The organism is Burkholderia sp. JP2-270 (assembly GCF_003233675.1).
Classification (GTDB): Bacteria; Pseudomonadota; Gammaproteobacteria; order Burkholderiales; family Burkholderiaceae; genus Burkholderia; species Burkholderia pyrrocinia_C.
Genome location: NZ_CP029824.1, coordinates 3,616,986 through 3,638,346, shown reverse-complemented (window position 1 = coordinate 3,638,346; position 21,361 = coordinate 3,616,986). Strand labels below are relative to the sequence as shown.

Below are 21,361 nucleotides of genomic sequence, written 5' to 3'. Positions count from 1 at the left end.
GAAACGATGGCACGCAAAGGCATCATTCTCGCCGGCGGTTCCGGCACACGGCTGTATCCGATCACGCACGTCGTATCGAAGCAGCTTTTGCCGGTGTACGACAAGCCGATGATCTACTATCCGCTGTCGACGCTGATGATCTCGGGCATTCGAGACGTTCTGATCATTTCGACGCCGCAGGACACGCCGCGCTTCGAATCGATGCTCGGCGACGGCAGCCAGTGGGGGATGAACATCCGGTACGCGGTGCAGCCGTCGCCGGACGGTCTCGCGCAGGCGTTCATCATCGGCAAGGAATTCGTCGGCAACGATCCGTCGGCGCTGATCCTCGGCGACAACATCTTCTACGGCCACGACCTGGCGAAGCAGCTCGAGCGTGCGCACGCGCAGGAAGCCGGCGCAACGGTGTTTGCGTATCACGTGCATGACCCGGAGCGTTATGGTGTCGTCGAGTTCGACAAGTCGTTCCGTGCGCTGTCGATCGAAGAGAAGCCCGCGAAGCCGCGTTCGAACTACGCGGTCACGGGTCTCTATTTCTACGACAACCGCGTATGCAATATCGCCGCCGACATCGAACCGTCGGCGCGCGGTGAGCTGGAAATTACCGACGTCAACGCGCGCTATCTCGCGGATGGCGCACTGAACGTCGAGATCATGGGGCGCGGCTATGCATGGCTCGACACGGGCACCCACGATTCACTGATCGAAGCGGCGACCTTCATCGCGACGCTGCAGAAGCGGCAGGGGCTCGTCGTTGCGTGTCCCGAGGAAATCGCGTACCGCCAGCAATGGATCGATGCGGAACAGGTGCTGAAGCTGGCGCAGCCGCTTTCGAAGAACGCATACGGACAGTATCTTCGGAACCTTCTTACGAATCAGGTGGCATGGCTATCCAAGTAATGGCAACGGTGTTGCCGGAGGTCAAGCTCGTGGAGCCGAAGGTGTTTGGCGACGCGCGCGGCTATTTCTATGAGAGCTTCAATGCCCGCGAGTTTGCCGAGCAGGTGGAGCCGGGCATCGAATTCGTCCAGGACAATCACTCGCGCTCGTCGAAGGGAGTGCTGCGCGGGCTGCACTATCAGATGCAGCATGCGCAGGGCAAGCTGGTGCGCGTGGTGGAGGGCGAGGTATTCGACGTCGCGGTCGATATCCGCAAGCATTCGCCGAATTTCGGCAAATGGGTCGGCGTCGTGCTGTCGGCCGACAACCATCGGCAGATGTGGATTCCGCCCGGCTTCGCGCATGGCTTCGTCGTGCTGTCCGATGCCGCGCAGTTCCTGTACAAGACGACCGACTACTGGTTCCCCGAGCACGAGCGCTGCATCGTGTGGAACGACCCCGAAATCGGGATCGAGTGGCCGATCGACGTCGAACCGGTGCTGGCGCCGAAGGACGCGGCTGGCAAGCGCCTGAGCGAGGCCGAAGTCTATGCGTGACGGCAGCGTGAATCGTGGACCGACGATCCTCGTGACGGGCGTGAACGGCCAGGTCGGGTTCGAGTTGCTTCGGACGCTACAGGGGCTCGGCCGCGTGGTGCCTTGCGACAGGTCGATGCTCGACCTGTCCGATCTCGATCGCGTACGCGCCGTCGTGCGCGATGTGAAGCCGTCGCTGATCGTCAATCCGGCCGCGTATACGGCAGTGGACAAGGCCGAGACCGACCTCGACGCCGCGCGGCGCCTGAATGCCGACGTGCCGCGTGTCTTCGCGGAAGAAATGGCGCGCAGCGGTGGCACGCTGGTTCACTACTCGACCGACTACGTGTTCGACGGCACGAAAGCGGATGCTTACGTGGAAACCGATGCGACGAATCCCGCGAACGTCTACGGCGCGACGAAGCTTGACGGCGAGCGGGCGATCGCGGCGACGGGATGCGCGCACTTGATCTTGCGAACGAGCTGGGTGTATGGCCGTCGCGGGAGGAACTTCCTGCTGACGATGCTGAAGCTGGGCGCCGAGCGGCCAGCGTTGCGGGTCGTCGCGGATCAGGTCGGCGCACCCACCTGGGCGAAGACCATTGCGGCCGCCACGGCGCACATCGTCGCGCAGGGCGCGGCGTCGACCGAGGACGATTGGTGGGCGCAGCGCTCCGGCGTGTACCACTTCACGTCGGCCGGCGCGACGTCGTGGTGCGGTTTCGCCGAAGCCATCTTCGCGACCGCGTTGGCGTCACCCGCGCCGCAGGTCGTGCCGATCTCGTCGAGCGAGTATCCGACGCCGGCGAAGCGGCCTGTGAACTCGAGACTGGCGCTGGACAAGCTGACCGCGACATTCGGACTGCAGATGCCGGACTGGCGTGATGCGCTGGCGCTGTGTCTTGCCGAATGATCCCGGTCCGGCCCGGTGCGTGCCGACCGTCAAGCGGGCGAAGTCCTGGATGACGGTCGCGGAGGATTGTTCCCGGGCGGGAGGACGCCGCCTGGCTTGACAGCCGCGACTGTTCCAGCACGCTAGACGACGTCGAGGTGCCCGACCGTAACGTCCGATCGCCGGACACGGCAGTCCTGCCGCCGATCAGGACCGAGGTGAGGCCGGATGATCGCGCTGCAGGCGTGTGCGGGCCTTTTCTGGCGGCCGTCCCGGGGGGGGCGTCGTTTTCGGAGGGAGAGGTGCCGGCTATAATTCTGTCCCGGCCGGGTCTCGCAAGACCGGCTGGCAACCACGCCGGCGGGTGTATGGATGTAAGTGGCGAAGGCGTTGGCTTCGCCAGCGAATACTAAATCTGGAGTGAATGTGATGTTAATCCCCGTCATCCTGTCCGGTGGTGCCGGTACGCGACTTTGGCCCGTGTCTCGCGAAGGGCATCCCAAACCGTTCATGAAGCTCGCCGACGGCGAAAGTCTGCTGCTGAAAACCTACCGTCGCGCCGCCGCAGTGGTCAGCGGCGGCGAGGATGCGCCGTGCGGAGAATTGCTGACGGTTACTAACCGCGACTACTACTTCATGAGCAAGGACGAGTTCGCGAGCGCGGCGCTTGGCGAGCAGCGGCCGGGCGTATTCATGCTCGAACCGGCCGGCCGCAACACGGCGCCCGCCGTGGCGATGGCGGCGCATCATGTCGCCGAAAAGTACGGGCGCGACGCGCTGATGCTGGTACTAGCGGCCGATCACCTTGTGCAGGACCAGAAAGGCTTCGTGGCCGCTGTCGCGAGTGCGGCCGAACTGGCGAAACAGGGCCGGCTGGTGACGTTCGGCATCGTGCCGACGAGCCCGGATACCGGCTTCGGCTACATCGAGGCAGGGGAGCCGGTCGGCGCCGGCCGGGCCGCGCTGCGCTTCGTCGAGAAGCCGGATGCGGCGAAGGCGGCCGAGTACCTTGCGGCGGGCAACTACCTGTGGAACTCGGGCATGTTCTGTTTCAAGGCCGGCGTCATTCTCGACGAGATGGCTCGTCATGCACCGGACGTCGCCGCGGCCGCCGAAGCATGCTGGGCAGCGCTGCAGGAAGCCAACAAGACGTCGACGCAGATGCTCGAGATTCCCGCCGAAGCGTTCGAGAAGATGCCCGACATCTCGATCGACTATGCGGTGATGGAGCGCTCGTCGAACGTGGCGGTGGTGCCGTCCAGCTTCGGCTGGAGTGACATCGGCTCGTGGGGCGCAGTGCGTGACCTGGTTGCGCCGGACGAGGACAGCAATCGGGCCGTCGGCGATGCGATTTTCGTCGACAGCCGCAACATGTACGTGCAGACCCAGGATCGCGTGGTAGCGTCGGTCGGCGTGGCCGACCTGATGATCATCGATACGCCGGACGCACTGCTGGTCGCGCATCCCGACCGCGCGCAAGATGTGAAGCAGGTCGTCGCCCGCCTGAAGAAACGCAATCACGACGCCTACAAGCTGCATCGCACCGTGAGCCGTCCGTGGGGAACCTACACGGTGCTGGAAGAAGGGCCGCGGTTCAAGATCAAGCGTATCGAAGTCAAGCCGGGCGGGAGCCTGAGCCTGCAGATGCACCACCACCGCAGCGAGCACTGGATCGTCGTGAGCGGGATGGCCAAGGTCGTCAACGGGGATCAGGAAATTTTCGTCCGGACCAACGAGTCCACCTATATTCCTGCCGGCCACAAGCACCGCCTCGAGAATCCGGGCGTGCTGGATCTCGTGATGATCGAGGTGCAGAGTGGCGAATACCTGGGAGAAGACGACATCGTTCGTTTCCAAGATGTGTACGGGCGGGCTTGATGCTGGGCATGCTGAGAGCCCTTTGGGCCTATCGCGGCTTCATCCTAGGCAGCGTCAAGCGGGAATTTCAGTCCAAGTACCGTAATTCCCTGCTGGGCGCGGCATGGACCGTCCTCAATCCGCTCGCGATGATCGTCGTCTATACGGTGATCTTTTCGAGGGTCATGCATACGAGGTTGCCCGGCGTCGACAACAGCTTCGCGTACAGCATTCACCTGTGCGCGGGCATGTTGCCTTGGGGCATGTTTGTGGAAGTCGTCAGCCGTGCGCAGAACTCGTTCATCGAAAACGCGAACCTGATCAAGAAGCTGAGTTTCCCCCGGCTCTGCCTGCCGGTGATCGTGGTCGCCAACTCGTTGGTCAATTTCGCGATCGTGTTCGGGTTGTTCGTCGCGTTCCTGGTGCTGACCGGCAACTTCCCCGGCATCGCGTTCCTGGCCATCATTCCGTTGCTGATGCTGCTGACGCTGTTCGCGATCGGTCTCGGGATCACGCTCGGCGTGCTCAACGTGTTCTTCCGCGACGTCGGGCAATTCTTCAATATCGTGCTGAATTTCTGGTTCTGGCTGACGCCGATCGTCTATTCGATCGAAATCCTGCCCAAGCCGATCCAGGCCGGCATGCAGTTCAACCCGATGGCATCGCTGATCCAGTCGTTCCAGGTCGTGATGATGCAGGGTCGGTGGCCGGACTGGTCGCAACTCTGGTTCGTCACGGCACTGGGCGTTGGCTGGTGCCTTCTCGGTTTCAGTCTGTTCCGCAGGCACGCGGGCGAAATGGTGGATGAACTCTGATGGGCACCATTACCGTTAGCAATCTGGGCAAGGCCTACAAGCAGTACCCGACACGCTGGTCGCGTCTCGTCGAGTGGATGGACCCGCGCCGCAAGCAGCATCACACGCTGCACTGGGTGCTGCAGGATGTGAACTTCACGGTGCGCGCCGGCGAGGCGCTGGGCATCATCGGTATCAACGGCGCGGGCAAGAGCACGTTGCTGAAGATGATCGTCGGGACCACGCAACCGACTGTCGGCAGCGTGACGATGACGGGTCGCGTCGCAGCGCTGCTGGAACTCGGGATGGGCTTTCATCCGGACTTCACAGGGCGCCAGAACGTCATGATGGCCGGGCAACTGCTCGGCTATTCCGTCGACGAGTTGCTGGCGCTGATGCCGGAAATCGAGGCGTTCGCCGAAATTGGCGAATACATCGACCAGCCGGTGCGCGTGTATTCGAGCGGCATGCAGGTGCGTCTTGCGTTCAGCGTCGCGACGGCCCGCAGGCCCGACGTGCTGATCGTCGACGAGGCATTGTCGGTCGGCGATGCGTATTTCCAGCACAAGAGCTTCGATCGTATCCGCGAGTTTCGCACGCAAGGTACGACGCTTCTGATCGTCGCGCACGACAAGGCCGCGATCCAGGCGATTTGCGATCACGCGATCCTGCTGAATGCCGGGCGGCTGGAGATGGAAGGGGCGCCCGAAGCGGTCATGGATTACTACAACGCGATGCTGGCCGATCGCAAGGATCATGGGGTCCGGCAGGAAAAGCTCGAGAGCGGCGCGGTGCAGACCGTGTCCGGAACGGGCGAGGCCGTGATCGAAGCGGTCGATCTGCTGGACGAATCGGGGCAGCCCATCGAGGTTGCTGGCGTCGGGCAGCCGGTCGCGCTGCGCGTCAAGGTCCGCTGTGTCGAAGCGATCCCCGAACTGGTGGTCGGGTACATGATCAAGGATCGACTCGGACAGACGGTGTTCGGAACGAACACATATCACCTGAAGCAGGTGCTGGTCGATCTCGATGCGGGCCAGTCGGTCGAGCTCTACTTCGAATTCACTGCCAACATCGGGGTGGGCAGTTATTCGGTCGCGGTGGCGCTGCACACGGGGGACGCCCATGTCGTGAACAACTACCAGTGGCGCGATCGCGCGCTGGTATTCAACGTCGTCAACAAGAAGATGGAAACTTTCGTCGGCGTGGCGTGGCTACAGACGACGGTGAGGAGCTTGCCGTAGTGGACAGTTTTTATCGCGCGTTTGAAGATCAGCATCGTGGTTCGAGGGAACTGATCAAAGGCCGACTGGCGAAATACCTGCCTTTCATTACGCCACTCGCGACGCTCTATCCGGGCGGGAAGACCTTCGACCTCGGTTGCGGTCGCGGCGAATGGCTGGAGCTTATGGCCGAGGCAGGTTTTTCCCCGGTCGGGGTGGACCTGGACGCCGATATGCTGGAAGCATGCCGCGAGCGCGGCCTGCCGGTATTCCAGGGCGACGCGATCGAATATCTTGCCGCGCTTGATTCGGACAGCCACGCGCTCATTTCGGCTTTTCACGTTGTCGAGCACGTGTCCTTCGAACAGGTGCGCAAGATCGTCAGCGAAGCGTTGCGCGTACTGAAACCCGGCGGGCTGCTGATTCTCGAGACGCCGAACCCGGAAAACATCGTCGTCGCAGGCTGCAATTTCTATCTGGACCCGAGTCACAAGCAGCCGATTCCTCCCGATCTGCTGAGTTTCGTCGGCGAATATGCCGGATTTGCGCGGGTCAAGCGGCTTCGATTGCAGGAAGCGCCTGCGTTGCAGAACAAAGACGCGCGGATCCATCTGCTCGACGTGCTGGGCGGCGTCAGCCCGGATTACGCCATCGTCGCGCAGAAATCCTGCAGCGAAGAAGAGGCCGCATCATTCGACGAAGCGTTCAATGTCGACTACGGTCTGGCGCTGGCCGATCTTGCCGCCCGGTTCGAGGAAGGGGCGGCGCGGGAGCATGAGCGAACCGCCGAGCAGATCAGGATGACCCGCGACGAAGTGGAGCAGGTCCATGGCGAACTGGGCCTGGTCCTTGACGAACTGAGGCGTGCCCGCAGCGAACTGGGGCAAGTTCTCGACGAGCTTGGACGGGTCCGCGGCGAAGTCGGCCAAGTTCGGGATGATCTGGGGAAGGTTCGTGGCGATCTGGGGCAGGTCCAAGATGCGATCGGCGAGATCCACGGCACGCAGGGCCTGGTTCAGGGCGAACTCGGGCGCGTCCATGACGAAGCGCAGCACACTGCCGAGCAATTGCAGGCGGTCTACGACAGCACGTCGTGGCGTATCACGGCGCCGATGCGCAGCGTTGTAACGTATGCCCGTGGCGCGAAAGGCACCACCAAATCCGCCGTGCGACGCGCATTGTTCCGCGGCGTCGCGTACGCCAATCGCAATCCGCGGCTGCGGCGAGTGGCCGTGCGAGTGTTGAGCAGGATGCCTGGCGTGAAGCAGCGACTCGTCCGGATCATCGTTGGCGCGCCTGCTCAACCGGTGCAAAGGAAACCGGTCGATGATGATGGTTTGACGCCCCGCGCGCGCGAAGCGTTCACGGCATTGAAGTCTGCCCTCGCGCACGAAAATGGGAATGTTGAATAATGCGTATTGTTGTTGACATGCAAGGGGCGCAGAGCCTCAACTCGCGCAACCGCGGCGTGGGGCGTTACACCGAGTCCATCGTCAAGGCGATGATCCGGAATCGTGGCGAACACGAGATTGTCCTCGCTCTGAACGGGTCGTTCGAAGAGTCTGCGCGGATTCTGCGTGAGGAATTCGAAGCAATCCTGTCGCCGGGCAACATCCACGTCTGGCATGCAGTGGGGCCGGCTGCTTACGTCGATAAAGCCAACCTGTGGCGTCGCCAGTCAGGTGAACTGACTTATGAGGCATTTCTGACGAGCCTGCGGCCGGATTTCATTTACATCGCCAGCTACTTCGAAGGTTTCGGCGACGATTCGATTACCAGCATTCACGCGCTTCAGACGAACGTTCCAGTCGCGGTCACGCTGTATGACCTGATTCCGTACCTCTATGCCAAGCCTTATCTGGAGAATCCGCTTTTCAAGGATTGGTACCTGGGGAAAATCGAGCATCTTCGACGCGCCGATCTGTGGCTGGCGATATCCGAATCGTCGCGCTCGGAGGGTATCGAACATCTCGATCTCTCGCCCGAGTGGTCGGTCAACATGTCTGCCGATGTCGACGCGTGGTTTCGGCCGGAACAGATTGCTCCCGAGCGCGAATCGGCCTTGCGGGACAAATACGGGCTGACGAAGCCGTTCGTGCTGTATACAGGCGGTATCGACCATCGCAAGAACGTCGAAGGCATGATTCGCGCGTTCGCGTTATTGCCGCCCGCGTTGCGAAAGTCGCACCAGTTGGCGATCGTTTGCTCGATTCAGCCTGCCAGCCGTGATGCGTTGGCGCGCCTGACTCGGCAGGTCGGACTGGATGCGGAAGATGTCGTGTGCACGGGATTCGTGCCGGACGAGGACCTGCTGGCGCTGTACAACCTATGCCGATTGTTCGTTTTTCCATCGTGGCACGAGGGATTCGGATTGCCGGTACTGGAGGCGATGCGTTGCGGCGCGCCCGTAATCGGCGCGAATACGTCGAGTGTTCCCGAAGTGATTGGATGGAACGACGCGCTGTTCGATCCCAAATCCGATGAGGAGATTGCGCGCTACATGCAGCGCGGCTTGACGGACGAGGACTATCGTCAGGCACTGATCGAGCACGGGACGCGCCAGGCCGGGAAGTTTTCGTGGGATAAAAGCGGGCGTTGCGCGCTCGACGCAATGGAGCGACGGCTTCAGACGTGGCGAGCCGAACGACGCGAACTGGAAGTTCAGTCGCGACGTCCGCGGCTGGCTTACGTGTCGCCGTTGCCGCCGGCCCGCACGGGGATTGCCGACTACAGCGCGGAACTGCTGCCGGAACTGGCTCGTTTTTACGATATCGACGTCATCGTCGACCCGGATGAAGCGGGAGACATGTCGTCCGTGCAGTCCGAGCATATTTCGGTGAAAACGCCGGCGTGGCTGCGCAAGCATGCGGATTCCTATGACCGGGTGCTCTATCATTTCGGGAACTCGTCGTTCCACCAGTACATGTTTCCGCTGCTGGAGGCCGTACCGGGCGTGGTCGTGCTTCACGATTTCTTTCTGTCGGGCATCCTCGCGCACATGGCAATTCACGGGAATCGCCCCGACGGCTGGTCCAGAGCACTGTATGACGCTCATGGCTATGTCGGCCTCAGAGCCCGTCATCAGAAAGAGGACATCGCGGATGTCATCTGGGAGTATCCATGCAGCCTGGGCGTGATTCAGAAGGGCCTGGGCCTGATCGTTCACTCGCCCAATTCGCTGCGACTGGCGCGGCATTGGTATGGCGGGGATGCGACCGACTGGACCGTGATTCCTCACATGCGCGATGCCACTACCGCGTCGAGCAGTGACGACGCGCGTGATGTGCTGGGATTCGACAAGAACGACTTCGTGGTGTGTGCGTTCGGGGGGCTGGGTCCGTCCAAGCTGAATCATCGCTTGCTGAATGCATGGAGTCGCTCGTCCCTCGCGCGCGACCCGGCTTGTCATCTGGTCTTTGTCGGAGAAAACCAGCCGACCGAGTATGGTGAGGAACTCGCGCGCAGCATTCGGCAAATGGGCGAGAAGGTCCGGGTCCGCATTACCGGCTGGGCTGATGCGCAGACGTTCCGTCAGTATCTGGCGGCGGTCGATGTCGGCGTCCAGTTGCGGACGCTGTCACGCGGCGAGACGTCGGGAACGGTGCTGGACTGCATGAATTTCGGCAAGGCGACGATCGTCAACGCGAACGGAAGCATGGCCGATCTGGATCGCGAGGCGGTGTGGATGCTGCCGGACGAGTTCACTGACGAGCAACTGGTCGACGCATTGGAGACGTTGCGTTCGGATGGGGCGCGCCGGCAACGGATGGGCGCACATGCACGGGATATCATCGTGACCGACCATGCCCCTGACGTCTGCGCCGAACAGTATCGCGATGCCATCGAGCGGTTCTATCTTCGGGCCGATGCGAATCCTGTCGTGCTGTCCCGCGCAATCGCGCGCCGGGCTGGCCAGGCAAGCGACGACCAGTTGCGCGCGTGGGCGCTGACCGTCGCGAGGAATTTTGTGCCGCGCAACAACAAGCGGCAATTGCTGGTCGATATTTCCGAGCTCGTCCGGGTGGACGCAAGGAGCGGGATTCAGCGTGTGGTCCGCAATCTGCTGAAGGAATGGTTGGATTCGCCGCCCGACGGCTTCCGGGTCGAACCGGTTTATGCGACGACCAACGATTCCTATCGCTATGCGCGTGATTTCACGATGCGGCTGATGGGGTTCGAGGACGGCTGGCTGTGGGACGAGCCGATTGACTTTGCGCCGGGAGACGTGTTCGTCGGTCTGGATCTGCAGCCCCAGGTCGTGCCCGCGCAGCGGGCGTTTTACCGGAGCCTGCGATTGCAGGGTGTCCAGGTCAAGTTTGTCGTCTACGATCTGTTGTGCGTGCTGCTTCCGCAATACTTCGTTCCCGGTGCCGCGGACGGCTTTACGGGCTGGCTCGATGTCGTAGCGGAAAATGACGGCGCGTTGTGCATTTCAAAGGCGGTGGCGACGGATCTGTCGACGTGGCTCGATGCGCATATTCCGCAGCGGTCGCGGTCGTTTGAAATCGACTGGTTCCATCTGGGCGCGGATATCGAGAATTTCGCGACTTCGTCGGAGATTCCGCGCGATGGCGATAAAGTGCTGCAATACCTGCGTAGCGCCCCGACGTTTCTGATGGTCGGGACCCTCGAGCCGCGCAAGGGCCATGTGCAGGTTCTGGATGCGTTCGAGCGGCTATGGCGCGAGAATCAGGACGTCAACCTGGTGATCGTGGGCCGGCAGGGGTGGATGGTCGAGGATCTGGTCGCGAGGTTGCGCGCGCACGCGGAGCAGGGGCGCCACTTGTTCTGGCTGGAAGGCGTATCGGACGGTTATCTTGAGAAGATTTACGGTGCGAGCTCGTGCCTGATTGCGGCATCCTATGGTGAAGGTTTTGGTTTGCCGCTGATTGAAGCCGCGCAGCACGGACTGGCGATCATCGCCCGCGATCTACCGGTGTTTCGTGAAGTGGCCGGCGAGCATGCGTTTTATTTTTCCGCGCAGGAAGGGAGCGATCTGGCGACGGAGATCAGGGCATGGCTGGAGCTTCGAGCGGTGCAGCAAGCGCCTTCGTCTCGCGGCATGCCTTTCCTGACCTGGGCGCAGAGTGCTCGTTATTTGGCAAAAATTCTCACGCACAACGAAGCGTGTTCCTAAAGCAGGTCTATCATGTCTAAGAAAATTTCCATCATCACCGGCATCACCGGCCAGGACGGCGCCTATCTCGCCGAACTCCTGCTCGACAAGGGCTACACGGTCTACGGTACCTATCGTCGCACCAGCTCGGTGAATTTCTGGCGTATCGAAGAGCTCGGCATCGCCAAGCATCCGAACCTGCATCTGGTCGAATACGACCTGACCGACCTGTCGGCGAGCATCCGCCTGCTGCAGACGACCGGTGCGACCGAGGTCTACAATCTCGCGGCGCAGAGCTTCGTCGGCGTGTCCTTCGACCAGCCAGTCACGACCGCGGAAATCACGGGCGTCGGTCCGCTGAACCTGCTCGAGGCGATTCGCATCGTCAATCCGAAGATTCGCTTCTACCAGGCAAGCACGTCCGAAATGTTCGGCAAGGTGCAGGCAATTCCGCAGATCGAATCGACGCCGTTCTATCCGCGCAGCCCGTATGGCGTGGCGAAGCTGTATGCGCACTGGATTACGGTGAACTACCGCGAGAGCTACGATATCTTCGGCTGCAGCGGGATCCTGTTCAATCACGAGTCGCCGCTGCGTGGCCGCGAATTCGTCACGCGCAAGATCACCGACTCCGTCGCGAAGATCAAGCTCGGCCAGCTCGACGTGCTCGAACTGGGCAACATGGATGCGAAGCGCGACTGGGGCTTTGCGAAGGAATATGTCGAAGGCATGTGGCGCATGCTGCAGGCCGATGAGCCGGATACGTTCGTGCTGGCCACGAACCGTACCGAAACCGTGCGCGACTTCGTGCGCATGGCGTTCAAGGCGACCGGCGTCGACCTCGAATTCAAGGGCAGCGACGTGAACGAGGTTGCGGTCGATGTCGCAACCGGCAAGACGGTCGTCCGCGTCAATCCGAAGTTCCATCGTCCGGCCGAGGTTGACCTGCTGATTGGCAATCCGGAGAAGGCGAAGCAGAAGCTGGGCTGGGAGCCGAAGACGACGCTCGAGCAGCTGTGCGCGATGATGGTTGAAGCGGATCTGCGACGCAATGAACGCGGCTTCTCGTTCTGACGCGCCGCGGGCGCTGGTCACGGGGCTCGGTGGCTTTACCGGCGACTATCTGGCGCAGTCGCTGAGGGCGGCCGGCTATCGCGTGTTCGGCACGGCGCACGGGTCCGAGGCAACCGGGGCCGACATGTATCGGGTGGATCTGTGCGACCGCGCGGAACTGGCGAAGGTCGTCGCCGACGTGCAGCCGGACGTGGTCGCGCATCTTGCCGCGATCGCGTTCGTCGCGCACGGCGACGCCGACGCGATCTATCGCACGAACGTGGTCGGCACGCGTAATCTGCTCGAGGCGCTCGCGGCTCAGGGGAAACGTCCGAATGCCGTTTTGTTGGCCAGCAGTGCCAACATCTATGGTAACGCGGCGGTCGAAATCATCGACGAAGCGGTCGAACCGAATCCGGCGAATGATTACGCGGTTAGCAAGCTGGCAATGGAGTACATGGCGCGTCTGTGGCAAGACAAGTTGCCGATCATCATCGCACGTCCATTCAACTACACCGGCGTTGGCCAATCACCGCAGTTCCTGTTGCCGAAGATCGTCGGTCATTTTCAGCGCGGCGAGCGCGTAATCGAACTCGGCAATATCGACGTCGAGCGCGATTTTTCTGATGTGCGCCGCGTGGTGGATGCGTATCGGCGTCTCCTGCAACTCGCGCCCGCCGGTGGCGTGTTCAACGTCTGCTCGGGACGGGCGGTATCGCTGAAGTCGGTGATCGCGCTGATGGAGCAGATCGCCGGCTATACGATCGAGGTGCGCGTCAATCCGGCTTTCGTGCGTGCGAACGAGGTGCGCCGATTGCAGGGCGACGGCGCGCGGTTGCAAGCCGCAGTCGGGCCGCTCGAGGATATACCGCTCGAGAGTACGCTGCGTTGGATGTTTGGTGGAGGGCGCGGGTGAAGGTTGGTTTCGGCATCGCTGCGCTGACCCGGCGTAGTGCGTGTGGTTCACCGTGCGCGCGTTCGCAGTGCGTCGAACGCGCGGGGCGCGACGAGGTATCGCCGCGGCTCGGCTCGCCTGCGCAATGCCGCTTGCGGAACGGCAGCGTTCGTGCGGCCAGCGTCTGCGGCGAAACCGTTAGCCGTCTGCAACGCCCATCCGTGCTGGCCTCATCGTTCATGGGCGGTTTTGCTTTGAGGAGCGCCGCGTGAAGTTGGGGGTGGATATCACCTGGATGGTGGGCAATTACCGCGGCATGGGGCGATTCGCGCGACAACTGGTGGAGCCGGTCAGCGCGTCGGTGCTGGGCCTGGCGCCAAGTGGCGCCAGCGCCGACGAATGGCCGTGCGTCAGCAGGGGGCGCGGTTTCTTCCCGTGGTGGGAGCAGGTCGAGTTGCCTCGCTTGTGCCGCGAGCAGAAGCTCGACTATTTGCTATGCCCGTATAACACGGGGCCGCTGCGGTCCACGGGCAACACGCGGGTGATCGCGGTCGTCCATGACCTGATCTACATGAAGCCGTGGCATGTGCTGCCGCCCGCGCGATCGCTGTATCAGACCGTCGGGCGCGTCTACCGTCGCCATGTGGTGCCGCGGCTCGTGCGCCGGGCCGACGCCGTGCTGACCGTCTCGCGGTTCACTCAGCGGGAGCTGATGGAGCGGTTCGGGTTGCGCGAGGCGGATGTCCCTGTCATTCCGTGCATGATTTCGGATGACTGGTTCGCGCTGCCGGTGAGCCGGGCCGCGCGCCAGCCGTACCTGTTCACGGTGGCGGGAGAGGTGCCGAGCAAGAACGTCGATCGTCTGCTGCAGGCCTTTGCAGTGGCGCGACCCGCGCTCGGCGACGACGCACGGCTGAGGATCGCCGGGATCAAGTCCGATCATCACGCGCATTTTCTCGGACGGGCGGACGCACTCGGGCTGGCGGGCGTCGTCGAGTTGCTCGGCTATGTGTCGCGGGAGGAACTACGCGAACAGTACCGTCAGGCCCGCGCGTTCGTCTTTGCTTCGTTGTTCGAAGGGTTCGGGATTCCGTTACTGGAAGCGATGGCGTCCGGTACGCCCGTCGTGTGCAGCAACACAACGTCGATGCCCGAGATCGTTGGTGAGTGCGGCCTGCAGTTCGATCCTTATTCGGTGGAAGACATGGCCGAACAGATCCGCAGGGTATGGGACGACAGCACGAGATTCGACGTGGCGGTCGGTGCCGGCATGGACCGCGCGCGCACATTCTCGGCGTCCGCCGTTCGTCCGTCGATTCAGGATTTCTGGGCGCGTCTGTCATGAGCCGGGACAAGAAGAAGCTGCTGGTGCTGACGCCCCGGTTCCCGTATCCGGTGATCGGCGGCGACAAGCTGCGGATCTATCATCTCTGCCGTGTGCTGTCCCGTCATTACTCGCTGACGCTGCTGAGCATGTGCGAGACCGACGAAGAGATGCACGCCGCGTTGCCGGACGATGGCGTATTTGACCGGGTCGAACGGGTCTTTCTGTCTCGCCGGCGGTCGTACATCAATACGCTGCTCGCGCTGCCCACGCGCACGCCGCTGCAGGTAGCGTACTACCGGAGTCGCGCGTTTGTGGCGGCTGTGGCGCGATTGCTGCCGTCGCACGACGGCGTATTCGTGCATCTGGTGCGCTGCGCCGAGTACGTACGCAAGTCGGACAAGCCGCGCATCCTGGAAATGACCGACGCGATCTCGCTCAACTACAGCCGTGTGAAGCAGTTGAAGAACGCACGCGGGCTGAAGTCGCGCGTGTTCGGTATCGAGGCGAAACGCCTGCTCGACTACGAGCGCACGATCGTCGATGACTTTGACCTGTCGGTGTTGGTTTCCAGGACCGACCGCGACTACTTGTTTCCCGGCGAGTCGGGCAAGAAGGTGATGGTGTGCTCGAACGGTGTGGACCTGTCGGGCCTGCCATACACGGCGCGCAGAATGGCGAGCCGGATCGTGATTTTCATCGGCGACATGCGCACGGTCCAGAACCAGGACATGTGCCACTTTTTCGCGGAGGCCGTACTGCCGTTGCTGCGCAAGCGTGCCGATTATCGTTTCCGGATCGTGGGATCCATCGCGCCAGCACTGGCCGAACAATTTCACGCTTATGACGGCGTCGACGTCACCGGCCGGGTCGAGTCGGTTGCGCAAGCCGCATCCGACGGCGCGATCGGTGTGTGCCCGATGCGCATTGGCGCGGGCGTGCAGAACAAGATTCTCGAGTACATGGCGCTCGGGCTGCCTGTCGTCACCACGTCGCTGGGCCACGAGGGCCTGGGTGCGGAAAGCGGCCGCGATCTGCTGATTGCGGATACACCGGAGGAATTCGTCGAGCGCATCGAGCAACTCGTCGCCGACGAGGCCGCGTCGGTCGAGATGGCGGCGCGAGCACGAACTTTCGTCGAGCACGAGCACGGGTGGGAGCGGATGATCGCGCCGCTCGTCGACAAGGTAGGTACGTTGCTGGCCTGAGCGGCGGCACGGCCGATTTGCGCGGCGCCGGCGAGCGCCCGGCTTGGTTGCCGTCGGCCGGCAAGGTTACAATGGCCGCGCATCCATAGGGCACCATCGGCACTGGCAGCCAATGGCCTTCGGGCGGGATTGCACAGTAGCGAAGTCGCCGTCCCGCGAGCCATGCCGCGCGAGGTTTTTATCTGATTCGGAACCCGAACATCGCTTTGTCTTTCCATGTGGTTGTAGCAGGCCGCGCATGCTTCGATGCGCCGCCGGATGTCAGTCGCGAGGCGCCGATCGATGACGGCGCCGGCGATCGGCATGCTCCCTGTCTTCGAGATCCTGACGTGTTCGTTTCCGCCTCCCTTTCTGTTTCCCCGAGCCGGCGGCCGTGTGCAGGTGGTCGCGTGTGTTGGCCGGCGTTGCGTGCCGGTGCCACCAGCGGTTTCACGCCGCTTCGCCCAGCCGTCAGTCGACAAAGTCGGAGGTGGCGATGACTAATCTCGTCGTCACCGGCGCGAACGGCTTCGTCGGCCGTGCGGTTTGCCGTCGCGCGCTGCAGGACGGGCACACCGTTACCGCACTGGTACGGCGTCCGGGCGGCTGCATCGACGGCGTACGCGAATGGGGGCATGGCACCGCCGATTTCGACGGCCTTGATGAAGGGTGGCCGGCCGATCTAGCCGCCGATTGCGTGATCCATCTCGCCGCCCGCGTGCACGTGATGCGCGATGAGTCGCCCGATCCCGACGCCGCGTTCGACGCGACCAACGTCGCTGGCACCCTGCGTCTCGCCGAAGCGGCGCGCAATCACGGCGTACGCCGCATCGTGTTCGCGAGCAGCATCAAGGCGGTCGGCGAGGGCGACGGCGGCGTGCCGCTGTCGGAAGCTTTCGAACCCGATCCACAGGATGCATACGGCCGCTCGAAACTGCGTGCGGAGCGGCAACTCGCGCAGTTCGGCGCGTCGGCCGGGCTCGACGTCGTCGTCGTTCGCCCGCCGCTCGTCTATGGCCCGACTGTCCGTGCCAACTTCCTGCGGATGATGGACGCAGTCGCGAACGGGATGCCGTTGCCGCTCGGCGCTGTTACAGCGCGCCGCAGCATCGTCTTCGTCGACAACCTCGCCGATGCGCTGCTGTGTTGCGCAATCGACCCGCGCGCGGCCGGCGAATGCTTTCACGTCGCCGACGACGACGCACCATCAGTCGCTGGCCTGCTGCGTCTGGTCGGCGACGCGCTCGGCAAGCCGGCGCGGCTGATCGCGGTACCTCCTGCGCTGCTGCGCGTGCTCGGGAAGCTGACCGGCCGCCGCGCGGCCATCGACCGCCTGACAGGCAGCCTTCAACTCGATACCGGCCGAATCAAGCGCGTGCTCGACTGGCATCCGCCCTATACGACTCGCCAGGGCCTCGAAGCGACCGCCGCGTGGTATCGTTCGCGCGATATACAACAATAGTCGACATGCATTTCCCGATTTCCACATGGCCTGCTGCGGTCGGGGTGGCGCTGGTCGCCGCCATCGCATCGACGGCCATCCTGCGCATGCTGCTCGCGACCGGCCTCGCATGGCGTCTCGCCACCGATATTCCGAACGACCGTTCGCTCCATACGCTGCCGACGCCGCGCGTCGGCGGATGGGGCATCGTGCCGGTATGCATCGTTGCGCTGTTGGCGCTGGCGCCGCGACTGTGGCTGATCGCCATTGCCGCCGCGGGGCTGGCCGCGATATCGCAGATCGACGACCGGCGCGGGCTGCCGGCTCGCGTGCGGTTCTCGGCGCACCTCGCGGCAGTCGTCGCACTGATCGTCGTCTTTCCGGCCGACGCACCCTGGTGGCTGCTCGCCGGCGTGGGCTTCGCGATGGTCTGGCTGACGAACCTGTACAACTTCATGGATGGCGCCGACGGCCTCGCTGGCGGCATGGCGCTGTTCGGTTTCGGCGGGTACGCGGTCGCGGCGCTTGGTGGCGCGCACGGGGCGCCCGACCTCGTCGTGGCGGGCGCCGCGGTCGCCGGTGCGGCGCTGGGCTTTCTTCTGCTCAATTTCCACCCGGCCAGGCTGTTCCTCGGCGACGCCGGCTCGATTCCGCTCGGATTCCTGGCCGGCGCGCTGGGCTACTGGGGCTGGCGTACGAACGTCTGGCCGATCTGGTTTCCGGAGATGGTATTCGCGCCCTTTATAGCTGACGCATCTGTAACACTTTTGAGACGCTTGTTACGCGGAGAAAAGTTCTGGCAGGCGCACCGGGAGCACTATTATCAAAGGATGGTCCGATCGGGCGTAAGTCACGGTCGGACCGCTCTTTATTGGTACCTCATCATGCTCATGGGCATAATTGTCGCCATGTGGGCAAAGGGCCGCACCGAACTGCAGCAATGGCTGTCGTTCGTCGCATGGTATGGCGTCCTGGCATGGTTCGGATGGTTGATCGACATGCGTTGGCGCCGGTTTCAGTCGGCCGCCGAAAACAACTCTTGAGGTTCTCCGCCGATGTTGCGATCCAAAGCATCGTGGCTGTCACTGAGTGCTTTCCTGTTCGACCTGACAGCGGTTGTTGCCGCATGGTTGTTCGCTTATCTCGTTCGTTTCAATGGCAGTGTTCCGCATGATTTCCTGAGCGGCGCGCTGATGGCGCTGACATGGGTGCTGCCCGTGTACGCGCTGATGTTCCACGGGTTCGGCCTGTATCGCGGGCTGTGGGTGTTCGCGAGCCTGCCCGACCTGATGCGCATTGCGAAGGCGGTGGTCGGCGGCGGCGTGATCGTGATGATCGGCGCCGTGATGTTCCAGCCGATTCCGATCATTCCACGCTCGGTACTGCTCGTGTCGCCGCTGATGCTGTTCCTGGCGATGGGCGGCGCGCGCGCGCTGTATCGAGCGACGAAGGAGTACTACCTGTACGGCGGCCTGGTCGGGAAGGGCAAGCCGGTGCTGGTGCTCGGCGCCGGCACGGCCGGTGCGAGTCTCGCGCGCGAACTGTCGCGCTCCGGTGAATGGCGCCTCGTCGGCCTGCTCGACGATGACGTCACGAAGCACGGGCGTGAAATCTACGGCTACAAGGTGCTGGGCTCGTTCAACGACCTGAAGCACTGGACCGACGCAATGAAGGTCGAGTACGCGATCATCGCAATTCCGTCCGCATCGGTCGAAACGCAGCGCCGCGTCGCGACGCTGTGCGTACGGGCCGGCGTGAAGGCGATGGTGCTGCCTTCGCTCACCGCGCTGATGCCGGGGCAGGGCTTCCTGTCGCAGGTACGGAACATCGATCTCGAGGATCTGCTCGGCCGCGACGCCGTGACGATCGACACGCCGCACGTCGAGGCGCTGCTGCGCGGCCGTGTCGTGATGGTGACGGGGGCGGGCGGCTCGATCGGCTCGGAACTCTGCCGGCAAATCCTGCGCTTCGCGCCGGCGCAACTCGTCGCGTTCGACCTGTCCGAATACGCGATGTACCGGCTGACCGAGGAACTGCGCGAGCGCTTCCCCGACCTGCCGGTCCTGCCGATCATCGGCGATGCGAAGGACTCGCTGCTGCTCGACCAGGTGATGTCGCGCCATGCACCGCATATCGTGTTCCATGCAGCCGCCTACAAGCACGTGCCGCTGATGGAGGAGCACAACGCATGGCAGGCGCTGCGCAACAACGTGCTCGGCACGTATCGCGTGGCTCGCGCGGCGATCCGCCACGACGTGCGTCACTTCGTGCTGATCTCGACCGACAAGGCCGTCAATCCGACCAACGTGATGGGCGCGAGCAAGCGTCTGGCCGAAATGGCTTGCCAGGCGTTGCAGCAGACGAGCGGGCGCACGCAGTTCGAGACCGTGCGCTTCGGCAACGTGCTAGGCAGCGCGGGCAGCGTGATCCCGAAGTTCCAGCAGCAGATCGCGAAGGGCGGCCCGGTAACGGTCACGCACCCGGAGATCACGCGTTTCTTCATGACGATCCCGGAAGCGTCGCAACTCGTGCTGCAGGCGTCGAGCATGGGGCATGGCGGCGAGATCTTCATTCTCGACATGGGCGAGCCGGTGAAGATCGTCGATCTCGCGCGCGACCTGATCCGCCTGTACGGTTTCTCGGAAGAACAGATCCGCATCGAGTTCACCGGGCTGCGGCCCGGCGAGAAGCTCTACGAGGAGCTGCTCGCGGACGACGAGGCGACGACGCGCACGCCTCATCCGAAACTGCGGATCGCACGCGCGCGCGAAGTGCCGGACAACCTGCTCGATGAATTGCTGCCGTGGCTGATGCAGCACCGCGTACTGAGCGACGACGAGGTGCGGCGCGATTTGCGGCGCTGGGTGCCGGAATATCAGACGGCGGTTGCGCCGACGTTGCAGAGCGTACCGTCGGTGCGTGCCGTATCGAACGAGTGACGCGGCGAGAGCGGCGTGAGCCGTACGGCCCGGCAACGACGAAAAGAAACGCGCCCTGCGGGGCGCTTTTTACTGTCCGGACGCCGGCGTGCTGCTCAGTGGCTGCGCCGGTGCTTGCGCACCACCATCCACCTCGGCGCCCTGAACCGCACGATGCTGATATAAAGCCACACATACGTCAGCGCGAACAGCACGACAAAAACGAACAGATGCACCGTATGCCGCCAGAACAGCGTCGCCGGAATCACCGCGACGAGGCACAGCAGCCACAGGTACGGCGACGTCAGCGAGTTGCGGCGCGTGAGGTCGTGCGCATGCTTGGTGCCGACCGCCCACCGCATCAACCGCTTGTACACCAGCATGTGCAGGTGCACGCCATCCGGAATCCCAGGCGACATCCCGCGGATGAACTTCTTCCGGTAGATCGAGAAGCACGTCTCGAAGATCGGATACATGAACAGCAGCACCGGATACCACGCCGACACTTCGCGATTGCGCATCACGAGCATGATCGCGAGTTCCGCGAGCATGAATCCGATGAAATACGCGCCGCCGTCACCGAGAAAGATCAGCCCGGCGGGGAAATTCCACAGGAAAAAGCCGAGCACGGCGCCCATCATGATGATCGACGCGGACATCACGACCGGGTCGTTGACATGGAACGCGACATACGCGAGCGACGCGAACATCATGAAGCTGACCATCGACGCGAGTCCGTTGAAGCCGTCGATGATGTTGATCGCGTTGGCGAGCGCCGCGACCGCGAGCACCGTGATGAACGCCGAGATGGCCACGTAGCCGAGCAGGAAATCGAGCGGCGGCACGCTGATGCGCTTGACCGCGATGCCCATCAGCCAGAACGCCAGCGCGGCCGCGCCCATCGTGCACAGCAGCCGCGCGCGCGGCGACACGCGCTTGGTCAGGTCCTCGACGAGCCCTGACAGGAACGCCGGCATTCCGCATGCGGCGATCCCGAGAATGCTGCCGGCGATCGTCGGGTAGCGCCGCGACAGGATCAGCGCGGCAATGACGACCCCGGCGAGGATCCCGATGCCTCCGACCCGCGGCACGGGCCGCACGTGGAATTTCTGCACGCCGGCCAGGTCGCTGTCGACCGAGAACTTCTCGTGAAGGTGCGCGTAGCGCACGATGAACAGCGTGACGAGCAGGGAGACGATGAAGCCGGACGCGAAGCTGAGCATGGGATCGCTCGAAAAATGGACAGCGG

The 21,361-nt window shown here is 63.2% G+C and carries 16 protein-coding genes; 15 read left to right on the top strand and 1 reads right to left on the bottom strand.

Annotation, left to right across the window (positions count from 1 at the left end):
• Positions 1-6: 6 nt before the first annotated feature.
• From rfbA to DM992_RS17180, 15 genes are all read left to right on the top strand, one after another.
• Complete coding sequence (rfbA, locus tag DM992_RS17250; protein ID WP_111017700.1) at positions 7-900, top strand: glucose-1-phosphate thymidylyltransferase RfbA; 894 nt, start codon at positions 7-9, stop codon at positions 898-900.
• Positions 885-1,436: a dTDP-4-dehydrorhamnose 3,5-epimerase gene (gene rfbC / locus DM992_RS17245; RefSeq protein WP_111017699.1), complete on the top strand. Its 552-nt coding sequence runs from the start codon at positions 885-887 to the stop codon at positions 1,434-1,436. The genes rfbA and rfbC overlap by 16 nt, the downstream gene beginning before the upstream one ends.
• Entirely contained in the window at positions 1,429-2,328 is a 900-nt protein-coding gene (rfbD, locus tag DM992_RS17240; protein WP_111017698.1) for a dTDP-4-dehydrorhamnose reductase, read from the top strand. Before rfbC ends, rfbD begins: the two co-directional genes overlap by 8 nt.
• 408 nt (positions 2,329-2,736) lie before the next feature.
• Positions 2,737-4,185, top strand: coding sequence for a mannose-1-phosphate guanylyltransferase/mannose-6-phosphate isomerase (locus tag DM992_RS17235; protein WP_111017697.1), 1,449 nt, complete (start codon positions 2,737-2,739; stop codon positions 4,183-4,185).
• Positions 4,185-4,979: an ABC transporter permease gene (locus DM992_RS17230; protein ID WP_111017696.1), complete on the top strand. Its 795-nt coding sequence runs from the start codon at positions 4,185-4,187 to the stop codon at positions 4,977-4,979. Before DM992_RS17235 ends, DM992_RS17230 begins: the two co-directional genes overlap by 1 nt.
• Positions 4,979-6,199, top strand: coding sequence for an ABC transporter ATP-binding protein (locus DM992_RS17225; protein ID WP_111017695.1), 1,221 nt, complete (start codon positions 4,979-4,981; stop codon positions 6,197-6,199). Before DM992_RS17230 ends, DM992_RS17225 begins: the two co-directional genes overlap by 1 nt.
• A complete protein-coding gene (locus DM992_RS17220; RefSeq protein WP_111017694.1) occupies positions 6,199-7,590 on the top strand; it encodes a class I SAM-dependent methyltransferase in 1,392 nt (463 codons plus the stop codon). The genes DM992_RS17225 and DM992_RS17220 overlap by 1 nt, the downstream gene beginning before the upstream one ends.
• Positions 7,590-11,315 (top strand): glycosyltransferase, encoded by a 3,726-nt coding sequence (locus tag DM992_RS17215; RefSeq protein WP_111017693.1) that lies wholly within the window; start codon positions 7,590-7,592, stop codon positions 11,313-11,315. The genes DM992_RS17220 and DM992_RS17215 overlap by 1 nt, the downstream gene beginning before the upstream one ends.
• Before the next feature lie 12 nt (positions 11,316-11,327).
• A complete protein-coding gene (gene gmd, locus DM992_RS17210) occupies positions 11,328-12,368 on the top strand; it encodes a GDP-mannose 4,6-dehydratase (protein ID WP_111017692.1) in 1,041 nt (346 codons plus the stop codon).
• The gene (locus DM992_RS17205) at positions 12,346-13,263 is read left to right on the top strand and encodes an NAD-dependent epimerase/dehydratase family protein (RefSeq protein ID WP_111017691.1); all 918 of its coding nucleotides are present in this window, start codon (positions 12,346-12,348) and stop codon (positions 13,261-13,263) included. Before gmd ends, DM992_RS17205 begins: the two co-directional genes overlap by 23 nt.
• 247 nt (positions 13,264-13,510) lie before the next feature.
• Positions 13,511-14,587 (top strand): glycosyltransferase family 1 protein, encoded by a 1,077-nt coding sequence (locus DM992_RS17200; RefSeq protein WP_111017690.1) that lies wholly within the window; start codon positions 13,511-13,513, stop codon positions 14,585-14,587.
• Positions 14,584-15,774, top strand: coding sequence for a glycosyltransferase (locus DM992_RS17195; RefSeq protein WP_111017689.1), 1,191 nt, complete (start codon positions 14,584-14,586; stop codon positions 15,772-15,774). The genes DM992_RS17200 and DM992_RS17195 overlap by 4 nt, the downstream gene beginning before the upstream one ends.
• A gap of 475 nt (positions 15,775-16,249) precedes the next feature.
• Positions 16,250-17,215 carry an SDR family oxidoreductase gene (locus DM992_RS17190; RefSeq protein ID WP_111017688.1) on the top strand — a complete coding sequence of 322 codons (966 nt, stop codon included), beginning with the start codon at positions 16,250-16,252 and terminating at the stop codon, positions 17,213-17,215.
• 5 nt (positions 17,216-17,220) lie between these two features.
• A complete protein-coding gene (locus DM992_RS17185; protein WP_111017687.1) occupies positions 17,221-18,237 on the top strand; it encodes a glycosyltransferase family 4 protein in 1,017 nt (338 codons plus the stop codon).
• A 12-nt stretch (positions 18,238-18,249) separates the two neighbouring features.
• On the top strand, positions 18,250-20,133 hold the full coding sequence (locus tag DM992_RS17180; protein ID WP_111017686.1) for a nucleoside-diphosphate sugar epimerase/dehydratase: 1,884 nt from the start codon (positions 18,250-18,252) through the stop codon (positions 20,131-20,133).
• A 95-nt stretch (positions 20,134-20,228) separates the two neighbouring features.
• Here the strand turns inward: DM992_RS17180 and DM992_RS17175 are convergent, their stop codons facing one another.
• On the bottom strand, positions 20,229-21,335 hold the full coding sequence (locus DM992_RS17175) for a glycosyltransferase (RefSeq protein WP_111017685.1): 1,107 nt from the start codon (positions 21,333-21,335) through the stop codon (positions 20,229-20,231).
• Positions 21,336-21,361 lie beyond the last annotated feature (26 nt).

Coding starts and splice junctions, on each gene's coding strand:
- DM992_RS17190 (WP_111017688.1), top strand. CDS start 16,250: ATGACTAATCTCGTCGTCACCGGCGCGAACGGCTTCGTCGGCCGTGCG.
- DM992_RS17180 (WP_111017686.1), top strand. CDS start 18,250: ATGTTGCGATCCAAAGCATCGTGGCTGTCACTGAGTGCTTTCCTGTTC.
- DM992_RS17195 (WP_111017689.1), top strand. CDS start 14,584: ATGAGCCGGGACAAGAAGAAGCTGCTGGTGCTGACGCCCCGGTTCCCG.
- DM992_RS17185 (WP_111017687.1), top strand. CDS start 17,221: ATGCATTTCCCGATTTCCACATGGCCTGCTGCGGTCGGGGTGGCGCTG.
- rfbA (WP_111017700.1), top strand. CDS start 7: ATGGCACGCAAAGGCATCATTCTCGCCGGCGGTTCCGGCACACGGCTG.
- DM992_RS17205 (WP_111017691.1), top strand. CDS start 12,346: ATGAACGCGGCTTCTCGTTCTGACGCGCCGCGGGCGCTGGTCACGGGG.
- DM992_RS17230 (WP_111017696.1), top strand. CDS start 4,185: ATGCTGGGCATGCTGAGAGCCCTTTGGGCCTATCGCGGCTTCATCCTA.
- DM992_RS17215 (WP_111017693.1), top strand. CDS start 7,590: ATGCGTATTGTTGTTGACATGCAAGGGGCGCAGAGCCTCAACTCGCGC.
- DM992_RS17225 (WP_111017695.1), top strand. CDS start 4,979: ATGGGCACCATTACCGTTAGCAATCTGGGCAAGGCCTACAAGCAGTAC.
- rfbC (WP_111017699.1), top strand. CDS start 885: ATGGCTATCCAAGTAATGGCAACGGTGTTGCCGGAGGTCAAGCTCGTG.
- DM992_RS17175 (WP_111017685.1), bottom strand. CDS start 21,335: ATGCTCAGCTTCGCGTCCGGCTTCATCGTCTCCCTGCTCGTCACGCTG.
- gmd (WP_111017692.1), top strand. CDS start 11,328: ATGTCTAAGAAAATTTCCATCATCACCGGCATCACCGGCCAGGACGGC.
- DM992_RS17235 (WP_111017697.1), top strand. CDS start 2,737: ATGTTAATCCCCGTCATCCTGTCCGGTGGTGCCGGTACGCGACTTTGG.
- rfbD (WP_111017698.1), top strand. CDS start 1,429: ATGCGTGACGGCAGCGTGAATCGTGGACCGACGATCCTCGTGACGGGC.